The sequence below is a fragment of the Thermobispora bispora DSM 43833 genome (genome assembly GCF_000092645.1).
Lineage (GTDB): Bacteria > Actinomycetota > Actinomycetes > Streptosporangiales > Streptosporangiaceae > Thermobispora > Thermobispora bispora.
Genome location: NC_014165.1, coordinates 384,910 through 400,530, shown reverse-complemented (window position 1 = coordinate 400,530; position 15,621 = coordinate 384,910). Strand labels below are relative to the sequence as shown.

The following is a 15,621-nucleotide window of genomic DNA, read 5'->3' as shown; positions in this document are numbered from 1 at the left end:
GTACGGCGAAGCCGCGGGCCGGTCCGGTGCGGTGATACACCGGACCGGCCCTGTTCCCCGGCCGCGGCCCGTTCCGGTCGGCGGAGGGCGTGGAGGCCGCGGCCGGGGATCGTCTCCCCCGGGAGGAGGCCGTCACCGTGGCCGCCGTGGCCGGCTACGACGCGACCCGCAGGCTCTCCGGCGGCCCCAGGTAGCTGTCGAGCAGGCCGCCGGTGTCCACCACGAGCCGCTGCACGACCACGGTCGGGTCCACCATCCAGAACTTCAGCGTGTGCACCCCGGGAGCGCCGACCGTGTGGACGGTCGTGGTCACGTTGATGTTGTCCGAGGTGTTCCGCTGCCACTGGCGGTTCATCGCCGTGTCGTCGGCGCCGGTGGCCTTGGTGATGTTCACGATCTGCGGCTCGGCGTCGTCGATCGAGATCGCGTACGCCAGGCCGTCGGTGGCGAAGACGTTGTTCCGCGGCGACAGGTACGCCGTGACCCTGACCTCGCCGGCGGTGAACAGGGTGACCGTGTACTCCAGCCGCGGGCCGTCCCCGCCGGGGGTCCGGCGTCCGGCGGTGACCGGGAAGGGCGTCATGCCGTTCCCGGTCCGGCCGATGCCCGGGATGAGCGTCCAGGTGATCCCGTCGGTGTTCACCGCCCGGGTGTAGTGGTCGGCCTCGATCGCCACGTACCCGTTCGCCTCCACGTGGCCCCGGAACTCCCGCCGCGGCAGGGCCGGGTTGTCGACGATCGCCAGGACCTCCACGGTCGTACCCGCCCCACTGATGGTGATGGGCACCTCGGTGCGGCCCACGGGCGCCCGGCTCCAGTCGACCTCGACGACCGCGCGGACCTCCTTCTCCACCCGGCCCGCGGCCGGGGTCACGGTCACCCACGGCACGGCCGGCTCGATCGTGTACTCGAACGGGACGGTGCCCCGGTTGAACACCTCGATGTACTGCGGCGGCTGGGTCTGGTACGGGCTGAACACCGGGAGCGTCGCCGGGGACGTCTCGTGCGGCCACCACGAGTCGGAACCGTCGACGGCCACCCCGAGCTCGGCCTTCTCGGGGAGCTCGATCCGCCGCAGCGGCGGGTAGATCGCGTCGGGCAGCGCCTCGTTGTCCCGCTCGGGCTGCTGCCATCCGGCGTCCGGGCCGTACCGGGCCACGTCCCCGTAGCCGATCTTCGGCTGGGTCTGGAAGCCGCGCCACTTCCCGCCGGCCAGCTCGTTGTTGTAGTAGTCCGACATCGCCTGGTCCTCGGCGAACCGCTCCTCGGCGAGGTCGGCGAGGTCGTTGGCGGCCGCGCGGCCCTGCTCGGCGTAGTGGCGGTTGAGGAACTGCGCCCGGCGCAGCTCGTACAGGTTCGCCGTCGCCTTCACCTGGTAGTAGACGAGCTCGTAGTACGCGTCGTCGTACTCCTTCGGCAGCGCGGCGCGGACCCGCTCGGCCCGCTCGGCGAGCCGCCGCCACTCAGCGGTGACCCGGTCCATCTCCCGGTACGCGGTGAGGCGGAACGGGCTCGCCTCGTCGTCGTACACCACCGCGCCGGGGTCGGTGGCGAGGTCCTTGGCCGGGTCCACGGTGATCCGCCGGTTGGTCAGCTCCGGCTTGCGGCGGGACTGCAGCCGGCCGTACCGGTCGAGGATCTCGGCGATCTCGTCCGCGTGCTCCGGCCCGAAGTTCTGCGCCGCGTACCGCCGCCGCCACTCACCGAGCCGCTCCAGCGGCCAGCGGTCCGGGTCCCACGCGTAGTCGAGGAAGAACTGCAGCGGCAGCTCCTCGCCCTTGAGGTCGCCGACGTTCACCACCCAGAGCCGGTCGATGCCGTACCGGTAGGCGAGGTGGAGCTGCTCCCAGGTGTTGGCGAGGTTGACCGTGTCGACCCACTTGTAGTTGCGGCCGTCGCCGACGTAGTCGAAGTGGTAGTACAGCCCGTAGCCGCCGCTGCGCGCGGGGAACTTCGGGTCGGGCACCTTGCGGAGGTTGCCCCAGTTGTCGTCGCAGAAGATGACCGTGACGTCGTCCGGCGGGCGCAGGCCCTTGTCCCAGTACCGCTGGACCTCCTTATAGAGGGTGAAGACCTGCGGGATCGTGGTCACGTCCCGGCCGCTCTCCCGGGCGAGGATCTCCCGCTGCGCGGCGAGGATGCTCTCCATCAGGTCGATGCCGTCGCCGTCGGGCAGGCTGAGGTCGCCGTTGCCGCGCATCCCGAGGGTGACCACGCCCTCGAAGCCCTCTTCGCGCATCCGGCGGATGCCGTCGGCCCAGTACCGCTTGATCGCCTCGCCGTTCCGGCGGAAGCTCCACTCGCCCGTGCCGTCGTACGGGTCGTGGCCGGGGACGACGATGTACCCGGCCTCGTCTCGTTGCGCGGGCACCGCGTGCCGGTTCCACTCCTCGATGCCCCGCATCATCGGCGCCTCGTGCGAGGTGCCGATCACCACGCCGTACTCCGCGGCCACCCGGTGGTTGTCCGGGTCGTCCTCGGCGAACGCCCTGCCCCAGACGGCCGGCCACAGGTAGTTGGCCTTGAGCCGGAGCATGAGCTCGTACACCTTGGCGTAGAACCTGCTGGTGAAGCCGCCCGGGTGGCCGGGGGCGTACCCGGGGCCGAAGTAGGCGGGCGCCCAGGTGCCGAGCGCGGGGTTCTCGTCGTTGATGAAGAAGCCCCGGTACTTGACCTTCGGGGTCCCCTGGGTGTGCCGGCCCGGCAGCACGTACAGCTCGTCCCGGTGCGGGACGGGCACGTCGGCCCACCAGTACCAGGGGGAGACGCCGATCTCCCGGGACACGTCGTACGCGCCGAAGATCGTGCCGCGCTGGTCACTGCCGGCGATCACGAAGGCGCGGCGCACCCCGGGCAGCGGGTCCTCGATCACCTGCTCGAGGGAGGTCTCCCACCGGCCGGCGATCCCGGTCACGTCGAGCCGGCCCTCGGCAATCAGCCGGTCGATCAGCGGGCTTGCGCCGATGGTGCCGATCAGCACCACCTCGTCCGCGTCCGGGACGCGGTCGTGGACGACCGCGGGCCGTACCCCGGTGACCCGTTCGATGTCCGCCTGGAGGTCGTTCACCACCCGGAGCACCCCGCGGTGGTCGGCTGAGGCGACCACCAGCGGGGCCGCCTTCCCGCCGGCCACCAGCGGGAACCGCCCGGGTCCCGGCTCGGCGGCGATGTACGAACCGATCCGCTGGAGGTCGGAGCCGGAGGAGTGCGTGACCGTCACCACCTTCTGCTCGCGGCGGAGAGCCCGACCGGGGCGACCCTCGGCCGTGGCGGTCCCGAGCCGGCGGTTCACGGCTCAGGAGGTCTCCGAAAGTTTCTTACTTTTTCGGAAATATTTTGATTTCGCTCGGATCTTATCCAGCGGGCCGGACGGCGGTCAATATGCGGAGTCAATTCGGTCGCCGGTTGCGGGAGACCGCCGGCGGTCTGGCCCGATGCCGTACATGCAGGTATTTCGCACGGTCGGCGGCGATTACGGGGACGGCCCGGCAGAACGGCTGAATAGGTGGGGACTTAGGTATACGATCGAAAATTGACTTTCGGAGATGTTAAAGAGGCGCCGGGCCGGGCCGCCCTTTGGCGCGCGCGGGCGGGTCAGGGCCGGTGGCCGTTCAGGTGGGTGCAGTAGACGGCCGACGCGTCATCGCTCGGCTTGCCACGCGGCCAGCGCTTCCCATCCGGGTCGGACCGCTCGGCCCGCCGCACCCGGCGGATCAGCTCGGCCGGGCCGTACCGGTCGACCATGCCGACCACCTCGCGCCAGGTGGCGAGGTGGAAGCGGTCGACCAGGCGGGACGCGCCGTCGCTGAGCAGCGCCACCGCGCGGACCTTCTCGGCCGGGACCGAGCCGGTGAGCGCCTCCTCGGCGGCGCGCGGATCGGTGGAGGCCACCCAGAAGCCGCCGTCCCGGTTGCGGCACTCGTTCACCAGCGCCACATGCTCGCGCATCGCCTCGGCGTGCTCCGGCGTCCCCGGTTCGAGCGCGCGCACCCGGTCGCGGGACGGTTTGAGGAGGTGGTTCAGCCGGTCGTCGCAGACCACCGTCGGCTCGGCAGCGCCGGTGTCGAGCAGGAGGACCGAGTCGCACAGCACCAGCCAGTCCACCCGGTCCCCGGTACGGCGCAGCATCACCACCGTGGCCGACGGGGAGTCCCCGCGCGACAGGTCGCAGGTGTCCTGGTGGAGCGAGGTCACGCGCTCGATGCCCCGGGCGAGGATCTCGGGCAACGGCTCCGTGCTCTCCGTCAGCTCGGCGAGCAGGAGAGCGCCGAGGGTGTGGGAGTACCACCGCACCCCGTGGGAGCAGCCCGAGGTGACCCCGGCGGGGGCGCTGGCGCCGTCGAGTAAGACCGCGGCGTCCGCGGTCGCGCCGACGAAGTCCTCGTTGGGGTGGGCGGGAGTGGCGGGTTCACTGGCGAAGGTCACACGCACGATCAGAGTCCCTCATGCCGGTTGAGCCGATCTGCCGGTTCCGCCGGCAGTTGATTCCCCGCTCGGCGGGGTCGTACAGCATCGCCTCGGTGCGGCGGCCCGGCAGGCGGGTCGGTGCCGACGCGCTGGCCGGGCCGTACCGGGAGATCACGTGGCGCGATGGCAATGCGCGAGGACGCCGCGGGGCGGTGGTGCCATACCGAGGTACTTACGCCACACGGCGGTGCCATGCCGAAGGCGTCCGGCGGCGCCGTACTGGAGGGCGTCGCCTCGGCGCGGCTGCCCGGCGAGCACGCGAACTCGGGCAGCCTGATCGGGCTGCGGTACGCGCGGGAGCGTCTCGTCGGAGCGGGCGGCTGACCCGCGGGTGAACGAGGCCGCGCGGCGGCGGCCGCCACGAGCGACCGGTGACATCCTCGGCCTCGGCACCGAGGTGGTCCAGCCACGTCGGCCGCCCGCCTCACCCTTCGGCAGAACGAGCAGCGCGCGGACGGATGCACCCGTCTAGGCTGATCGCCCGTGGACGGCATCCTCGGCACGGTCGGCACCGCGGGTGCCGTCTTCGCGGGCACGAACGTCGACGACATCGTCATCCTGACCGTGCTGTTCCTGTCGGCCCGCGCCCACGGGCTGCCTCGCCCCTGGCAGATCATCGCCGGCCAGTACACCGGCATCGCGGTGACGGTCGTGGTCTCCGTGATCGCCGCGCTCGGCCTGGCCATCCTCCCCGACCCATGGGTGGGCCTGGTCGGTTCGCTGCCACTCGCCATGGGGGTGCGAGGCCTGATCGAAGCCGTACGCGCCAAGGATCCCGCCGACGGATCGCCACCGGCCGTCGCCTCCGGGCTCCTCTCGGTGGCGAGCATCACCGTCGCCAACGGCGCGGACAACATCTCGGTCTATACGCCGGTGTTCCGCACCATCGGCGTGAGCGCGTCGCTGATCACCATCGCGGTCTTCGCGGTCCTGGTCGCCGTGTGGTGCCTGATCGGATCATGGCTCGGCTCGCACAAGAAGATCATCGAGTTCGTGGAGCGGTACGGACGCTGGCTCGTGCCCTTGGTGTTCATCGCCATCGGCCTGGTGATCGTGCTCGAATCCGGCGTGATCAGCCTGCTGGCCGACTTGGTCAGACACCTGCTCGAGCCGGTCTGACGCCTGCCGACCTGTCTGACCTCGACCGGCCGGATGGCTCCGCCACGGGCACGGTTCCGGGTGCCGCAGAATGCGGCACTGACTTCATCGCCGAATGCGGCACGCCCGGCGACCAGCCGATGGTGATCACCGGGCATGCGTCGTCCCGCCTGGCGACAAGGCCTACCCGCTCACCGTCTCCTGCCCGGCGTCGCCAGCACAGCAGGCGGAGCCGCCCTGCTTGGTCAGGGTGTCGGCGTCGGCCTTGACCACGTAGACCTCCCAGGGCTCGTTCCCGGGCCCGCGGACCCACACCTTGTCCTGGACGGCGTAGCAGCAGGCGACGTCCTTCTCCTCGAGGGTGGCCAGGCCGGCCGCCTTCAGCCGCTCGGTCGCGGCGGTGACCTGGGCGACATCCTCGACCTCGACGCCGAGGTGGTCCATCCGCGTCGGCTCACCCTCCTCGCCCTGGATCAGAACGAGCTTCAGCGGCGGCTCGGCGATGGCGAAGTTGACGTATCCGGGCCGCCGCTTGGCGGGCTCGACGCCGAACAGCTTCGAGTAGAACTCGATCGAGCCTTCGAGGTCGGGGACGCGCAGCGCGAGTTGCACACGGGGCACGGGTGTCCTCCTTGGCCGTGAAGCGACGGGACCGAACCACCCGCCTGCTTCGATGAACTTCTAATCAATGGCTACCCGGAGTTTGCGCCCCTGTCTAGACAGATGTCAAATTAGAAACATGTCGAATCAAGCATTGTCGGCCACCGACGCATACGGTGACACGCCCACCACGGCGTGCTGCACGCCACTGGCGTGCAAGCCGCTGTCCGAGAGCGAGGCCGCCGAACTGGCCCCGCTGTTCAAGGCGCTCGCCGACCCCGTACGGCTGCGCCTGCTGTCCCTGATCGCCTGCCATGAGGCCGGCGAGACCTGCGTGTGCGACCTGACAGCGGCGTTCGATCTGACTCCGCCGACGATCAGCCATCACCTGAGGGTCCTCAAGCAGGCGGGCCTGATCGACTCCGAGCGCCGGGGCACCTGGGTGTTCTACTGGATCAAGCCCGAGGTGCTGGCCCGCATGGCGTCCCTGCTCAGCCCGGCGGCACCCGCCCGCACCGCGTGACCATGGAGGCGAGCAATCCCAATCCTCATCCAGGAGCCCACATGTCCGACAGTTCAGACGAGCCCGGCGCCCCGTCCGGGATCCTGATCCGCCCCATGCGGGAGACCGACGCGGCGCAGGTCCTCGCCATCTACCAGGCGGGTCTCGACGGAGGGAACGCCGGCTTCGAGACCACGGCACCGACCTGGGAGGCGTTCGACGCCGCGAAACTGCCGCGCCACCGGTACGTCGCCGCCGACACCGCCAGCGGGCAGGTCGTCGGCTGGGTCGCCGCCAGCGCGGTCTCCGATCGATGCGTCTACGCCGGAGTGGTCGAGGACTCCGTGTACGTCCACCCCGACCATGGCGGCCGCGGAATCGGACTGGCGCTCCTGAACGCCTTGATCCGGTCCACCGAGGCCGAGGGCATCTGGACCATCCAGGCGGGCGTCTTCCCGGAGAACACCGCCAGCCTGCGCCTGCATGAGAAGGCCGGCTTCCGCGTGGTCGGCACCCGCCACCGCATCGGCCGCCACCACGGCCGCTGGCGCGATGTCATCCTCCTCGAACGCCGGAGCACCGTCACCGGTCTGTGACCCGTCTCTCCAGCCAAGACCAGGTCCGGCAGGCCTGCCTCCGGAGGTGCGGTGGCCGGCGCATGCGCGGGCCGCACACCGACCGCCTCGTCTGGGGTGGGCCAGACCGTGGGCGCGGGCGGCCAGTGCGTCAGAGGTCGAGAGCGAGCGTGGCGAGGTGGCGGGCGATCCCGGCGGTATCGGTGTCCTGCACGTTGCTGAGCACGACGACCTGGATGTCGTCGTCGGGCAGGTACATGTTCATCGCCGTGTAGCCCATGAAGAGACCCGGGTGATACCGGAGCCGGTGTCCCTGCAGCCGGTCGACCAGCCAGCCGAAGGCGTACGCGCTCGACGGCAGGTTGAGGCACCCGTTGGGAGGGCACTTCGCCTGCGGGGTGAACGCCTGCTTGACCGTGGCGGGCGGCGCGACCGTGTACGAGCCGAACGCCCGGTCCCAGCGGACGATGTCGTCCACGGTCGTGTAGAGGCCGGTCGCGGAGAACAGCTCGGAGCCGTTGAGCAGCGGGGCAGGTGACCCGGGCTTGACGTAGCCCTTCGCGTACCCGCGGGGTGGATATGTCCTGCTGTAACCGGTGTGCCGGAGCTTCAGCGGCTTGGTGATCAGCTTGCGCAGTACGACGCCGTACGGCTTGTGCGTCACCGCCTGGATGATCGCGCCTGCCAGGACGTAGCCGGAGTTGGTGTACTTCCAACTCGTGCCGGGCTTGAAGTCCAGCGGCAGGTTCACGAACTGCCGGATGAGCTTCCGGACCGTGGTCGGCCGCGTGACATTGGCGAGGTAACCGGGCAGCGTCTCGATGTTGGGGATGCCCGAGGTGTGGGTGAGCGTCATGCGGATCGTGATGGGACGCCACGCGGCCGGGCAGGTCTTGAGGTACTTCGGAACGAGATACGGGCAGATCGGGTCATCCAGCTCGAGCAGTCCGCGGTCGCGCAGTTTCAGCACGAGCATCGAGGTGAACTGCTTGGTGATCGACATCACCCGGTAGACCGTGTCCGGCCGGTTGGGGATGCGCTTCTCCTCGTCTGCCCAGCCCGCGGCGAAGCGCGCCAGCACCCGCCCGCGCCGTACGACCAGCGCCGAGCCGGTGAACCTGTTTCGCGCGGCCAGATCCCGCAGATACGCCAGCATCGCCGCACCGGCGGCATTGTCTGATGGCGCCCATGCCGTGACGGGCGGGTTCGTGTCCGGCGAGTTCTTCTGATCGCCGGAGGCGCGCGACGTGATATCCGACAGGCCCCTTTGATCGCTGTAAGACTCGGTCATCGCGTCCGTCTTCTGCCGGTTGTACGGCAAGGCCCGCGAGTCCGTCTCGCTCTGCTGCATCGGCGTGAGCGCCAGCGTGACGTCGCGGAGCAGGTTCTGCTGCTGACGCTCACGCGCGCGCACTGACTGCCATTGCCCGTCACGTGGGTCGTCGTGCCCGCCCGCGCGCGCGGCCCGGTGAGCGGAGCCAAGTCCGGTCACGGCTGCGCCGCCGGTGGACGCGGCGGCGGGAGTGCCCACAGGCATGGTCCCGCTGGACAGCGCGGTGCCGAGCATCAGCAACCCGACGATTTTTGGACATTTAGGCATTTCCTCTCCCGCAAACGTACCACTGCCCAGAATCACGGCATTTCCTGATGCGATGAACCAAGGAACGCCCAGCGGGCCATTCTTCCGGGAGGCTGCTTTCCGTTCACCGGCACCGCAAACGTCAATGGATGCGGTTTTTCATATTCGTAGAGCCGCCGTGAATCGTTGGAGAACCATCGGTTTCAGCCGTAAGCCCGGTCACACGACGGCCGCCTGGCCTCGACCGGCTCGGAGAGATTCGCGCACACACGCCGCTGCCGATGCATTTCTCCTCGATTGGCGGGAGTCATCCACGGTCGTCGGCGTTTCGTCGGTTCCATCCGCGCCGACCCTCGACCGCGCCGTACCAGGCCACCTAGACACGCGGCCGATCACGGCTCACTTCGCTGCGCGGCGGGGCCGGTCTCGTATGGGTGCTCGAGTCGCCGGAGCGACTGCCGGACACGGGGCCGAGCGACCTGCACCGATCTGTCTCACCGGTTTGAGGAGACGGTACCGACGAGTACGGAACAATGTTTCCGCAGCGCAACCAAGGGTCGGGGAAAACGAAATACCGGCAGAACCCCGGCTGTCCATCATCCTTGCGATGGGACCAGGAATCGGGAATACGGAAATTTTCACGCACACCGTCGAACCGCACGTGAACGCCGTCACGGACACTCCGCCGACGGCGGGCCCCTTGAGCTGGGCGTATAGCAAGCGCAAGGCGAAGACAGAGCGGAGCCAGGTCAGCGCATCGGGGCGTATTCATAGCCAGACTCACCCGAGAGCCGATCTGGACACGGACGAGCCGCTCACTTCGGACTACTGCGCAAGCCGCGGTCGCAGGCTCACCGCCAGATGTGGACGCCTTCATCGGTCAGGGAGCGCCCCAGGTGCTTGGCGAGGGCCTGTTCGGCGGAGCGGATGATGAAGTCGACCACCTCGACGGGGGTGTAGACGATGCCGAGCGCATCAGCGGTCTTGGGCAGGGCGGTTCTGAAAAACTTGTCGTACAGCTCGACGATGACGCGCTGCCGGCCTTCGTGGTTGTCGATGCCTTCGGCGCGGACCCGCACCGAGTGGTAGAAGTCCGCCAGGGTCTTGGTCTCGGCGTCCAAGCCCTGGTCGTCGAGGATGTCGAGCATCCGCTGCATGGCCTTGGAGACCGGGTTGTGGGCAGCGAAGTCGTAGTCCTTGAACAGCGCATCGAAGACGGGCTTGGTGACGATGTGCTGGGCGAGCATGTCAACGGCGTCGTCCTCGTCGATGCCGGGGTTTAAATTCGCCCGCAGTTCACCAAGGAACTCCTCGAAGACGGCCTTCTTCTCGGGGATGGCCAACGCGGCCTTGATGCGGGTGACGTGCCTGTTGGCGATCTGGGCGATGTCCTTCGCCCAGTCCTCCCAGTAGTGCCGCTCACCGACCTTTTCAACGATGCGCGCATAGATCGCATCCCGCCAGTCGTCGATGGAGAACAGCGCCTGTTGGATGTGCCGGGCGGCCTGGGCGTCCTTCTCCTTGGTCTTCCCAGCACTGTCGGCGGTGCTGGAGCCGTCCTTGCCGACCACCGACTCATCACGCGGGCCGATGCTGCCGATCCCGATCTTGTTGTCGGGCCGCTTCTTGTTCAGCTCGATCTGGTTGATGATCGCGTTGAAGCGGTCGTCATGGGAGCGCAGCGCCTGAAGGACCTGCCAGACGACCTTGAACGGCCAGGGCCTTCTCCGGCGGCATCCCGGCGGGCACGGCGACGGGCAGAATGATGTAGCCGTAGTTCTTACCCGGTGCCAGGCGCATCACCCGGCCGACGGCCTGGATGACATCGACCACGGAGTTACGGGGTTGGAGGAAGAGCACGGCGTCCAGGCTCGGGACGTCCACGCCTTCGGACAGGCAGCGGGCGTTGGACAGGATGCGGGCACGGCCCGGGCCGGGATCCTGCCTGAGCCAGTCCAGCAGCCTGTTACGTTCCAGGGCGTTGAACGTGCCGTCAACGTGCTCGATCTCGCAGCGCAGTACGTCCTCGTCGCCATCGTCGTAGGCGTCGACCACCTCGTTGAAACGCGCCGTGATCATCTTTGAGTCCGCAATAGAGCGGGCGAAGGCCACAGCGCGCTTCATAGGCGGTTCATCCGGGGCGAACCCGGAACCATCCGCGAAGGTTCCGGTGCGCTTGGCCAGTGCGTTCCAGCAGCCGATGATCTTCGCCGCGTCGTCCAGATTCAGCTCCGATCCGCCGCCAGCGAAGCCCGCCTGAAGGGTCTTGGCCACCACGCCCTCGTCCACGGTGAGGATGAGGACCTTGTAGTCGGTGAGTAGTCCCTGCTCCACCGCCTTGCCAAAACCCAGGCGATGAAACTCCGGCCCGTACAGGCTCTATCGTCCATCGAGGCCAGCAGCGCGTCCGCGTTCTTAGCCTCGCTCTTGCTGTCCTCGCTGTAGACACGCGGAGTGGCCGTCATGTACAGGCGCCGGTCCCCGCCGATGTAGGCATCGTCATGGACCCGGACGAACGCCGACTCGTCCTGGCCGGCCAGCGTGACGCCGGTGGTCCGGTGCGCCTCGTCGCAAATGATCAGATCGAACCGGGGCAGCCCTTTCCTCTGCGCCGCCGCGATCGTGGCGATGGATTGATAGGTGGAGAACACAACGGTCAACCCCGGGGGTCGCCTCCACGCCAGCCATCTGCGCGAGCAACCGGTCCGGGTCGGTGGTGGCGGGAAGCGCCAGGTCGTGGACGGCCATGTCGTTGTCATCGCCCACGGCGTGCTGCTTGCCGACCTTCGCATCCGAGCAGACGGCGAAGGCACGCAGCGGCTCCTCGGCCTCATTCGACCACTCGCGCAGGGCTTGGGAGAGCAGGGCGATGGAGGGGACCAGGAACAACACAGTGGTGCGCTCGCCATGCCCTGCCTGGGCGCGCTCGGCCTGCAACCGTTCAGCGATCTTCAAAGCGGTGAACGTCTTACCCGTTCCACAGGCCATGATCAGCTTGCCGCGACTGTGCTCGGCAAAGCCCTTGAAGACATCGTCGATCGCCTCACGCTGATGCTTGCGAGGCGTCTTCTTCGCCCGCAGCGTCGGCTCCACCTGCTCGATGGTCTGGGCCAAGCGCCACTCCACCGGGCTGTTGGCGATGTCGGCCAGGCCGATACGGGTGACCGGGATCTGCTGATCCCGCAACGCGTCCTCGGCGTGAACACTCCACTTGTCCGTCGTCGAAATGATCAGACGCCGCGTGAAGCCGCCCTTGCCCGAGGCGGTGAAGAAGGAATCGATGTCTTCCTTGCGTACGACGTGGTCGGGCTCGTAAAACTTGCACTGAATAGCGCAGAAGCCGCCGGTCTCGCGATCCTGGGCCACCAGGTCGATACCGACATCCCGCTTGTCCCCAGCGGCCCCTGGCCAGTCGGCCCACATCCATACTCGGGTGAACTGCTCGGTCCATTGCGGGTCGGTGCTGAGGTACTGAAGCATCAGTTTCTCGAAAAGCGTTCCGCGGTCGCGGTTCACGTCCGAGCTGTCACGGATGGCTTTGATGACGTCGTGCACCGTCGCGGTCGTGGCCACTGCGCCCCGTTCCCATCACAGTCGGCGGCACGCGTTCCCGCGCGCCGAGAAGATCGCATCACGCGTGCTCAGCACTTTACGACGTTCGGCACTAGTGGGCCACGGTATAGCTGATCCCTAGCCTGAACGGATCTTGTAGGGCGTAGAGGGTTACCGACAGAACGCGGTAGTGCTCATTGCCGTGTACGTCGACGATGTTGGGCGGTAGCTTCGCTGTGTGGCTACCAACGAAGAGCGGTCGCGCTGGGTCGTGCATGGTGAGCGGCTGATCTACGACAACCGGTGGATCCGGCTGGGCCTGGTGGATGTCGAGATCCCCGGTGGGGAGCGGTTCGAGCATCACGCGGTGCATCTGGGCCGGGCGGCCATGACAGTGCTGGTCGACGATCGGGACCGGGTGCTGATGCTGTGGCGGCATCGGTTCCTGTTCGATCGCTGGGGCTGGGAGCTGCCGGGCGGGCTGGTCGAGGTCGGTGAGGACCCGATGGAGACGGCCGTTCGCGAGGTGGTGGAGGAGACCGGATATCGGCCCGTGGAGATCGAGCATTTAATCACGTTTCAGCCGATGGTCGGCATGGTTGACTCTGAGCACATCGTGTTCCTCGGGCGAGGGGCTGAGCTGATCGGAGAGCCGACCGGGGAGGTTGAGGCCGATCTCATTGAGTGGATCCCGTTGAAGGCGCTCCCGGACATGATCGCCCGCGGCGACATTTGGAATTCGGGGAGCTTGGTGGGGCTGTTGTACGCGCGGGAACGGCTCAACGGAGCGCGCGGGTAACCGCGCGCTTGAGCTCGGCGATACGGCGGCCGTGACGGCGTGAGCCAATCATCATGGCCAGGTGTTCGGCACGGTAAAGGTGCGGTTGTGCGGCCTCGGCTTCGCCTCGCGCGAGCAGGGCGTGGGCGAGGTCGCATCTGAGCCCGGCCTCGGCGCGGTTGAACGTGCCGTCCATGCCCGCGAGCGCTGACCGCAGATCTTCGATGGTTTCGGGGTCGCCGAAGCGAACCAGGCAGTTACCGCGCCAGCGGGCCAGGTGGTGAGCGTTGAGGGCCACGTACGGCAAGCTCGGGTCGGCGTCTTCCTTGGGGAGGAGCGTGGCGGCCTGGTCGAGCGCTGTGCGGGTGGTCGCCTCATCGCCGAGGATCGCGGCGGCTTCGGCCTCGGCGGCGGCGAGCCAGGTACGCAGATGGCCGGGAACACGGCGGTCGTAGGTGTGGCGGACGTGGTGGAGTAGCTCGGCGGCTTCCGCCGGCCTTCCCAGGTCGATCAGAACATAAGCCTGCTGTCCGCGAGCGTAGGCGAGCAGCGCGGGGTCATCGGCTTCACGGGCGGCGGATATGGCGGTCTCGTGGTAGTCCCACGCGTCGGCTAGGGCACACCGGTCGAGGGCCTGCCAGCCGGCCAGAGCGGCGGTTTCCGACAGAACATGTGCCAGCTGTGCGCGTATGCCGGGCCGTACCGCGTGGCGGTGGACGCGTTCTATTTGGGATATTTGGGCGCGCATTTTGTCGGCGATGGCCAGGCCGCCGAGCCGGCGATCCAGCAAGCGCAGGTTGTTGGTATCGGTGGCCAGAATCTGCACCGTCGTGGCATCCACGGTGGCCGCCGCTTCGATCCGGGTGCGCAGTTCCTCGGCCTGCTGTCGGTGCTCCTCGTCGTGGTCATCGGTAGGGAAAGCAAGATCAAGTGGGGCAAGGCCGAGCAGCATGCGGGCATGGTCGGGCAAGCCGAGTCCGGTGGCGATGCGCTCGAGCACCTCAAGGTCGGTGACCTGACGCTGACCGCGCATGATCTGGCTGATGCGGCCCTGGGCGATGCCGGTCGCGGCACTGATGCGGACCTGACTGGCCCCCGCGTACTTGAGCGCGATGTTGAACAAGCCCGCCATATCACGTTTCTTGAGGATTTGGCGGGTTTCTTCCCGGCCCCAAACCCAAATAGGGATATGAATCGGCTCGAATGCGTTCCCGTGCATCCCCTCACTCCGGCGTTTTGCCTTGAGGTGGTCGTGCATCGCCGTCGACCGAGACCCTATATACCCCGGTGGTATATCCGCGGGGAATAGGCGTGCAAACTGCCTGGTGGCGATTCTTTGCGGCATGACACGCCTGGTTAAGTGCTCACAATGCAGCGGCCGGGGCTGGAAGATCGTGACCCGGCGCGGGCATGTCGCCGCAGCCTTGGGATTGGCCACCTCCTCGCGTGAGGAATGCCTGTACTGCGAGGGCGGCGAACTACTCGCGGAGATGTTCGACTGGGAGATCTTCATCCCTGTCGACGGAGTTGACCAGCTCGGGCCGTGCGGAACCAGCGCCTGGCAGGCCACCTCGATGGACGCGCTTCGGGCGGCGCTACGCCGGATGGACCCGGCTGCCAAGCCGTGGGGGCGCATCATCCACCGGTTCTATGACTTCGGTGTCCTGCCTGATGAATGGTCCCGGCGGGTGATCTTCCACGCCACTCTTGACCCGGCCGGGTCGGTGCGGTTCGAGCGGGTCGGCCCGTGAGCGGCACGACCACGACGGCCGCCCAGACAACCGGGACCACCAAGAGCAGTAAGAGCGCGGTGCCGCGCGTGCCCTGTCCGGCGGTTCACCTGCCTTGGCGGGAGGGCGCTGAAGAGCTGGCCTGGCATGAATCGCGCCGGTTCGCCCGGGTGAGGGTGGTGGCCTGGACCTGCCATGAGCACCGGACGACCTGGTATGAGCTATGCGAGGCCGGCGGGCTGGCGTTCATCCGGCGTCATGACGGCCGCCAGGCCAAGCCACGGGTGCGGGAAAGTCACGCTTGGCCGCTGGCGGAAGCGCGCACGATGTGGGTGGCGTTGCTGTCCGGTCAGGTGAGATGACCCTTCGACGTTCAGCGGAGGTCCTGACACTGGGCGCGGTTGCCGGTACTGTGCTCATGCGAACAAGTGGAAGACCGATCGGGCGGTTGATGTGAGCATGGACTTCGCCCCTCCCAAGTACGCCCGGGTGATCGCGGCGATTCAGCAGCGTATCCGCGATGGGGAGTACGCACCCGGCGACATGCTGCCCTCAGAGACGCAGCTTGTCCGGGAGTTCGGCGTCGGCCGCACCACTGTGGTGCGGGCGTTGCAGACCCTTGCGATGCAAGGGTGGATCGAACGGGAGCACGGGCGCGGGTCCTTCGTCAAAGGCCGCCCCCCGGAGCCCCCTGCCGACCGTGCCCGGCCTTTGGGCGTACTTGGGAGGAGTGTATTGAA

Annotated in this window: 16 protein-coding genes and 1 pseudogene; 8 read left to right on the top strand and 9 right to left on the bottom strand. The window is 68.0% G+C overall.

From position 1 onward, the window contains the following. Positions 1 to 154: 154 nt before the first annotated feature. Complete coding sequence (locus TBIS_RS01760) at positions 155 to 3,220, bottom strand: glycosyl hydrolase 115 family protein (RefSeq protein ID WP_206771192.1); 3,066 nt, start codon at positions 3,218 to 3,220, stop codon at positions 155 to 157. 374 nt (positions 3,221 to 3,594) lie between these two features. Further along, entirely contained in the window at positions 3,595 to 4,431 is an 837-nt protein-coding gene (locus TBIS_RS01755) for a PP2C family serine/threonine-protein phosphatase (protein WP_013130612.1), read from the bottom strand. Between the two features lie 228 nt (positions 4,432 to 4,659). Between TBIS_RS01755 and TBIS_RS20000 the strand changes: the two genes are divergently transcribed. Both TBIS_RS20000 and TBIS_RS01750 read left to right on the top strand, forming a co-directional pair. Then, positions 4,660 to 4,791, top strand: coding sequence for a hypothetical protein (locus TBIS_RS20000; RefSeq protein ID WP_013130611.1), 132 nt, complete (start codon positions 4,660 to 4,662; stop codon positions 4,789 to 4,791). Between the two features lie 159 nt (positions 4,792 to 4,950). Then, on the top strand, positions 4,951 to 5,586 hold the full coding sequence (locus TBIS_RS01750; RefSeq protein ID WP_013130610.1) for a cadmium resistance transporter: 636 nt from the start codon (positions 4,951 to 4,953) through the stop codon (positions 5,584 to 5,586). Between the two features lie 162 nt (positions 5,587 to 5,748). On the opposite strand, the gene TBIS_RS01745 is transcribed toward TBIS_RS01750, so the two are convergent. Beyond that, positions 5,749 to 6,186, bottom strand: coding sequence for an ArsI/CadI family heavy metal resistance metalloenzyme (locus TBIS_RS01745; RefSeq protein ID WP_013130609.1), 438 nt, complete (start codon positions 6,184 to 6,186; stop codon positions 5,749 to 5,751). A gap of 118 nt (positions 6,187 to 6,304) precedes the next feature. On the opposite strand from TBIS_RS01745, the gene TBIS_RS01740 reads away from it, so the two are divergent. Together TBIS_RS01740 and TBIS_RS01735 are read left to right on the top strand one after the other, a co-directional pair. Continuing rightward, a complete protein-coding gene (locus TBIS_RS01740) occupies positions 6,305 to 6,688 on the top strand; it encodes an ArsR/SmtB family transcription factor (RefSeq protein ID WP_013130608.1) in 384 nt (127 codons plus the stop codon). A gap of 41 nt (positions 6,689 to 6,729) precedes the next feature. Next, positions 6,730 to 7,263 (top strand): GNAT family N-acetyltransferase, encoded by a 534-nt coding sequence (locus tag TBIS_RS01735; protein ID WP_013130607.1) that lies wholly within the window; start codon positions 6,730 to 6,732, stop codon positions 7,261 to 7,263. Positions 7,264 to 7,393: 130 nt separating this feature from the next. On the opposite strand, the gene TBIS_RS18005 is transcribed toward TBIS_RS01735, so the two are convergent. The 5 genes from TBIS_RS18005 to TBIS_RS19475 form a co-directional block, all read right to left on the bottom strand. Then, positions 7,394 to 8,656 carry a serine hydrolase domain-containing protein gene (locus TBIS_RS18005; protein ID WP_050760399.1) on the bottom strand — a complete coding sequence of 421 codons (1,263 nt, stop codon included), beginning with the start codon at positions 8,654 to 8,656 and terminating at the stop codon, positions 7,394 to 7,396. Positions 8,657 to 9,672: 1,016 nt separating this feature from the next. Next, positions 9,673 to 10,392 (bottom strand): hypothetical protein, encoded by a 720-nt coding sequence (locus TBIS_RS19485; RefSeq protein ID WP_206771191.1) that lies wholly within the window; start codon positions 10,390 to 10,392, stop codon positions 9,673 to 9,675. Positions 10,393 to 10,489: 97 nt separating this feature from the next. Continuing rightward, positions 10,490 to 11,155 (bottom strand): helicase-related protein, encoded by a 666-nt coding sequence (locus TBIS_RS19480; protein ID WP_206771190.1) that lies wholly within the window; start codon positions 11,153 to 11,155, stop codon positions 10,490 to 10,492. Continuing rightward, the gene (locus tag TBIS_RS19995; RefSeq protein WP_280938086.1) at positions 11,047 to 11,418 is read right to left on the bottom strand and encodes a DEAD/DEAH box helicase family protein; all 372 of its coding nucleotides are present in this window, start codon (positions 11,416 to 11,418) and stop codon (positions 11,047 to 11,049) included. Before TBIS_RS19995 ends, TBIS_RS19480 begins: the two co-directional genes overlap by 109 nt. Beyond that, positions 11,321 to 12,394 carry a restriction endonuclease gene (locus tag TBIS_RS19475; protein WP_206771189.1) on the bottom strand — a complete coding sequence of 358 codons (1,074 nt, stop codon included), beginning with the start codon at positions 12,392 to 12,394 and terminating at the stop codon, positions 11,321 to 11,323. Before TBIS_RS19475 ends, TBIS_RS19995 begins: the two co-directional genes overlap by 98 nt. A 217-nt stretch (positions 12,395 to 12,611) precedes the next feature. On the opposite strand from TBIS_RS19475, the gene TBIS_RS01720 reads away from it, so the two are divergent. Then, on the top strand, positions 12,612 to 13,172 hold the full coding sequence (locus tag TBIS_RS01720; RefSeq protein ID WP_013130605.1) for an NUDIX hydrolase: 561 nt from the start codon (positions 12,612 to 12,614) through the stop codon (positions 13,170 to 13,172). On the opposite strand, the gene TBIS_RS01715 is transcribed toward TBIS_RS01720, so the two are convergent. After that, positions 13,153 to 14,409, bottom strand: a complete 1,257-nt coding sequence (locus TBIS_RS01715) for a helix-turn-helix domain-containing protein (protein WP_013130604.1) — start codon at positions 14,407 to 14,409, stop codon at positions 13,153 to 13,155. The two genes, TBIS_RS01720 and TBIS_RS01715, sit on opposite strands and share 20 nt — an antisense overlap. 85 nt (positions 14,410 to 14,494) lie before the next feature. Here TBIS_RS01715 and TBIS_RS01710 point away from each other — a divergent pair, with 85 nt between their 5' ends. From TBIS_RS01710 to TBIS_RS01700, 3 genes and pseudogenes are all read left to right on the top strand, one after another. Next, positions 14,495 to 14,902: a hypothetical protein gene (locus tag TBIS_RS01710; RefSeq protein WP_241019819.1), complete on the top strand. Its 408-nt coding sequence runs from the start codon at positions 14,495 to 14,497 to the stop codon at positions 14,900 to 14,902. Beyond that, the gene (locus TBIS_RS01705; RefSeq protein WP_013130602.1) at positions 14,899 to 15,243 is read left to right on the top strand and encodes a hypothetical protein; all 345 of its coding nucleotides are present in this window, start codon (positions 14,899 to 14,901) and stop codon (positions 15,241 to 15,243) included. The genes TBIS_RS01710 and TBIS_RS01705 overlap by 4 nt, the downstream gene beginning before the upstream one ends. Before the next feature lie 91 nt (positions 15,244 to 15,334). Next, positions 15,335 to 15,568: pseudogene (locus TBIS_RS01700) on the top strand (GntR family transcriptional regulator); the annotation flags it as partial. Positions 15,569 to 15,621 lie beyond the last annotated feature (53 nt).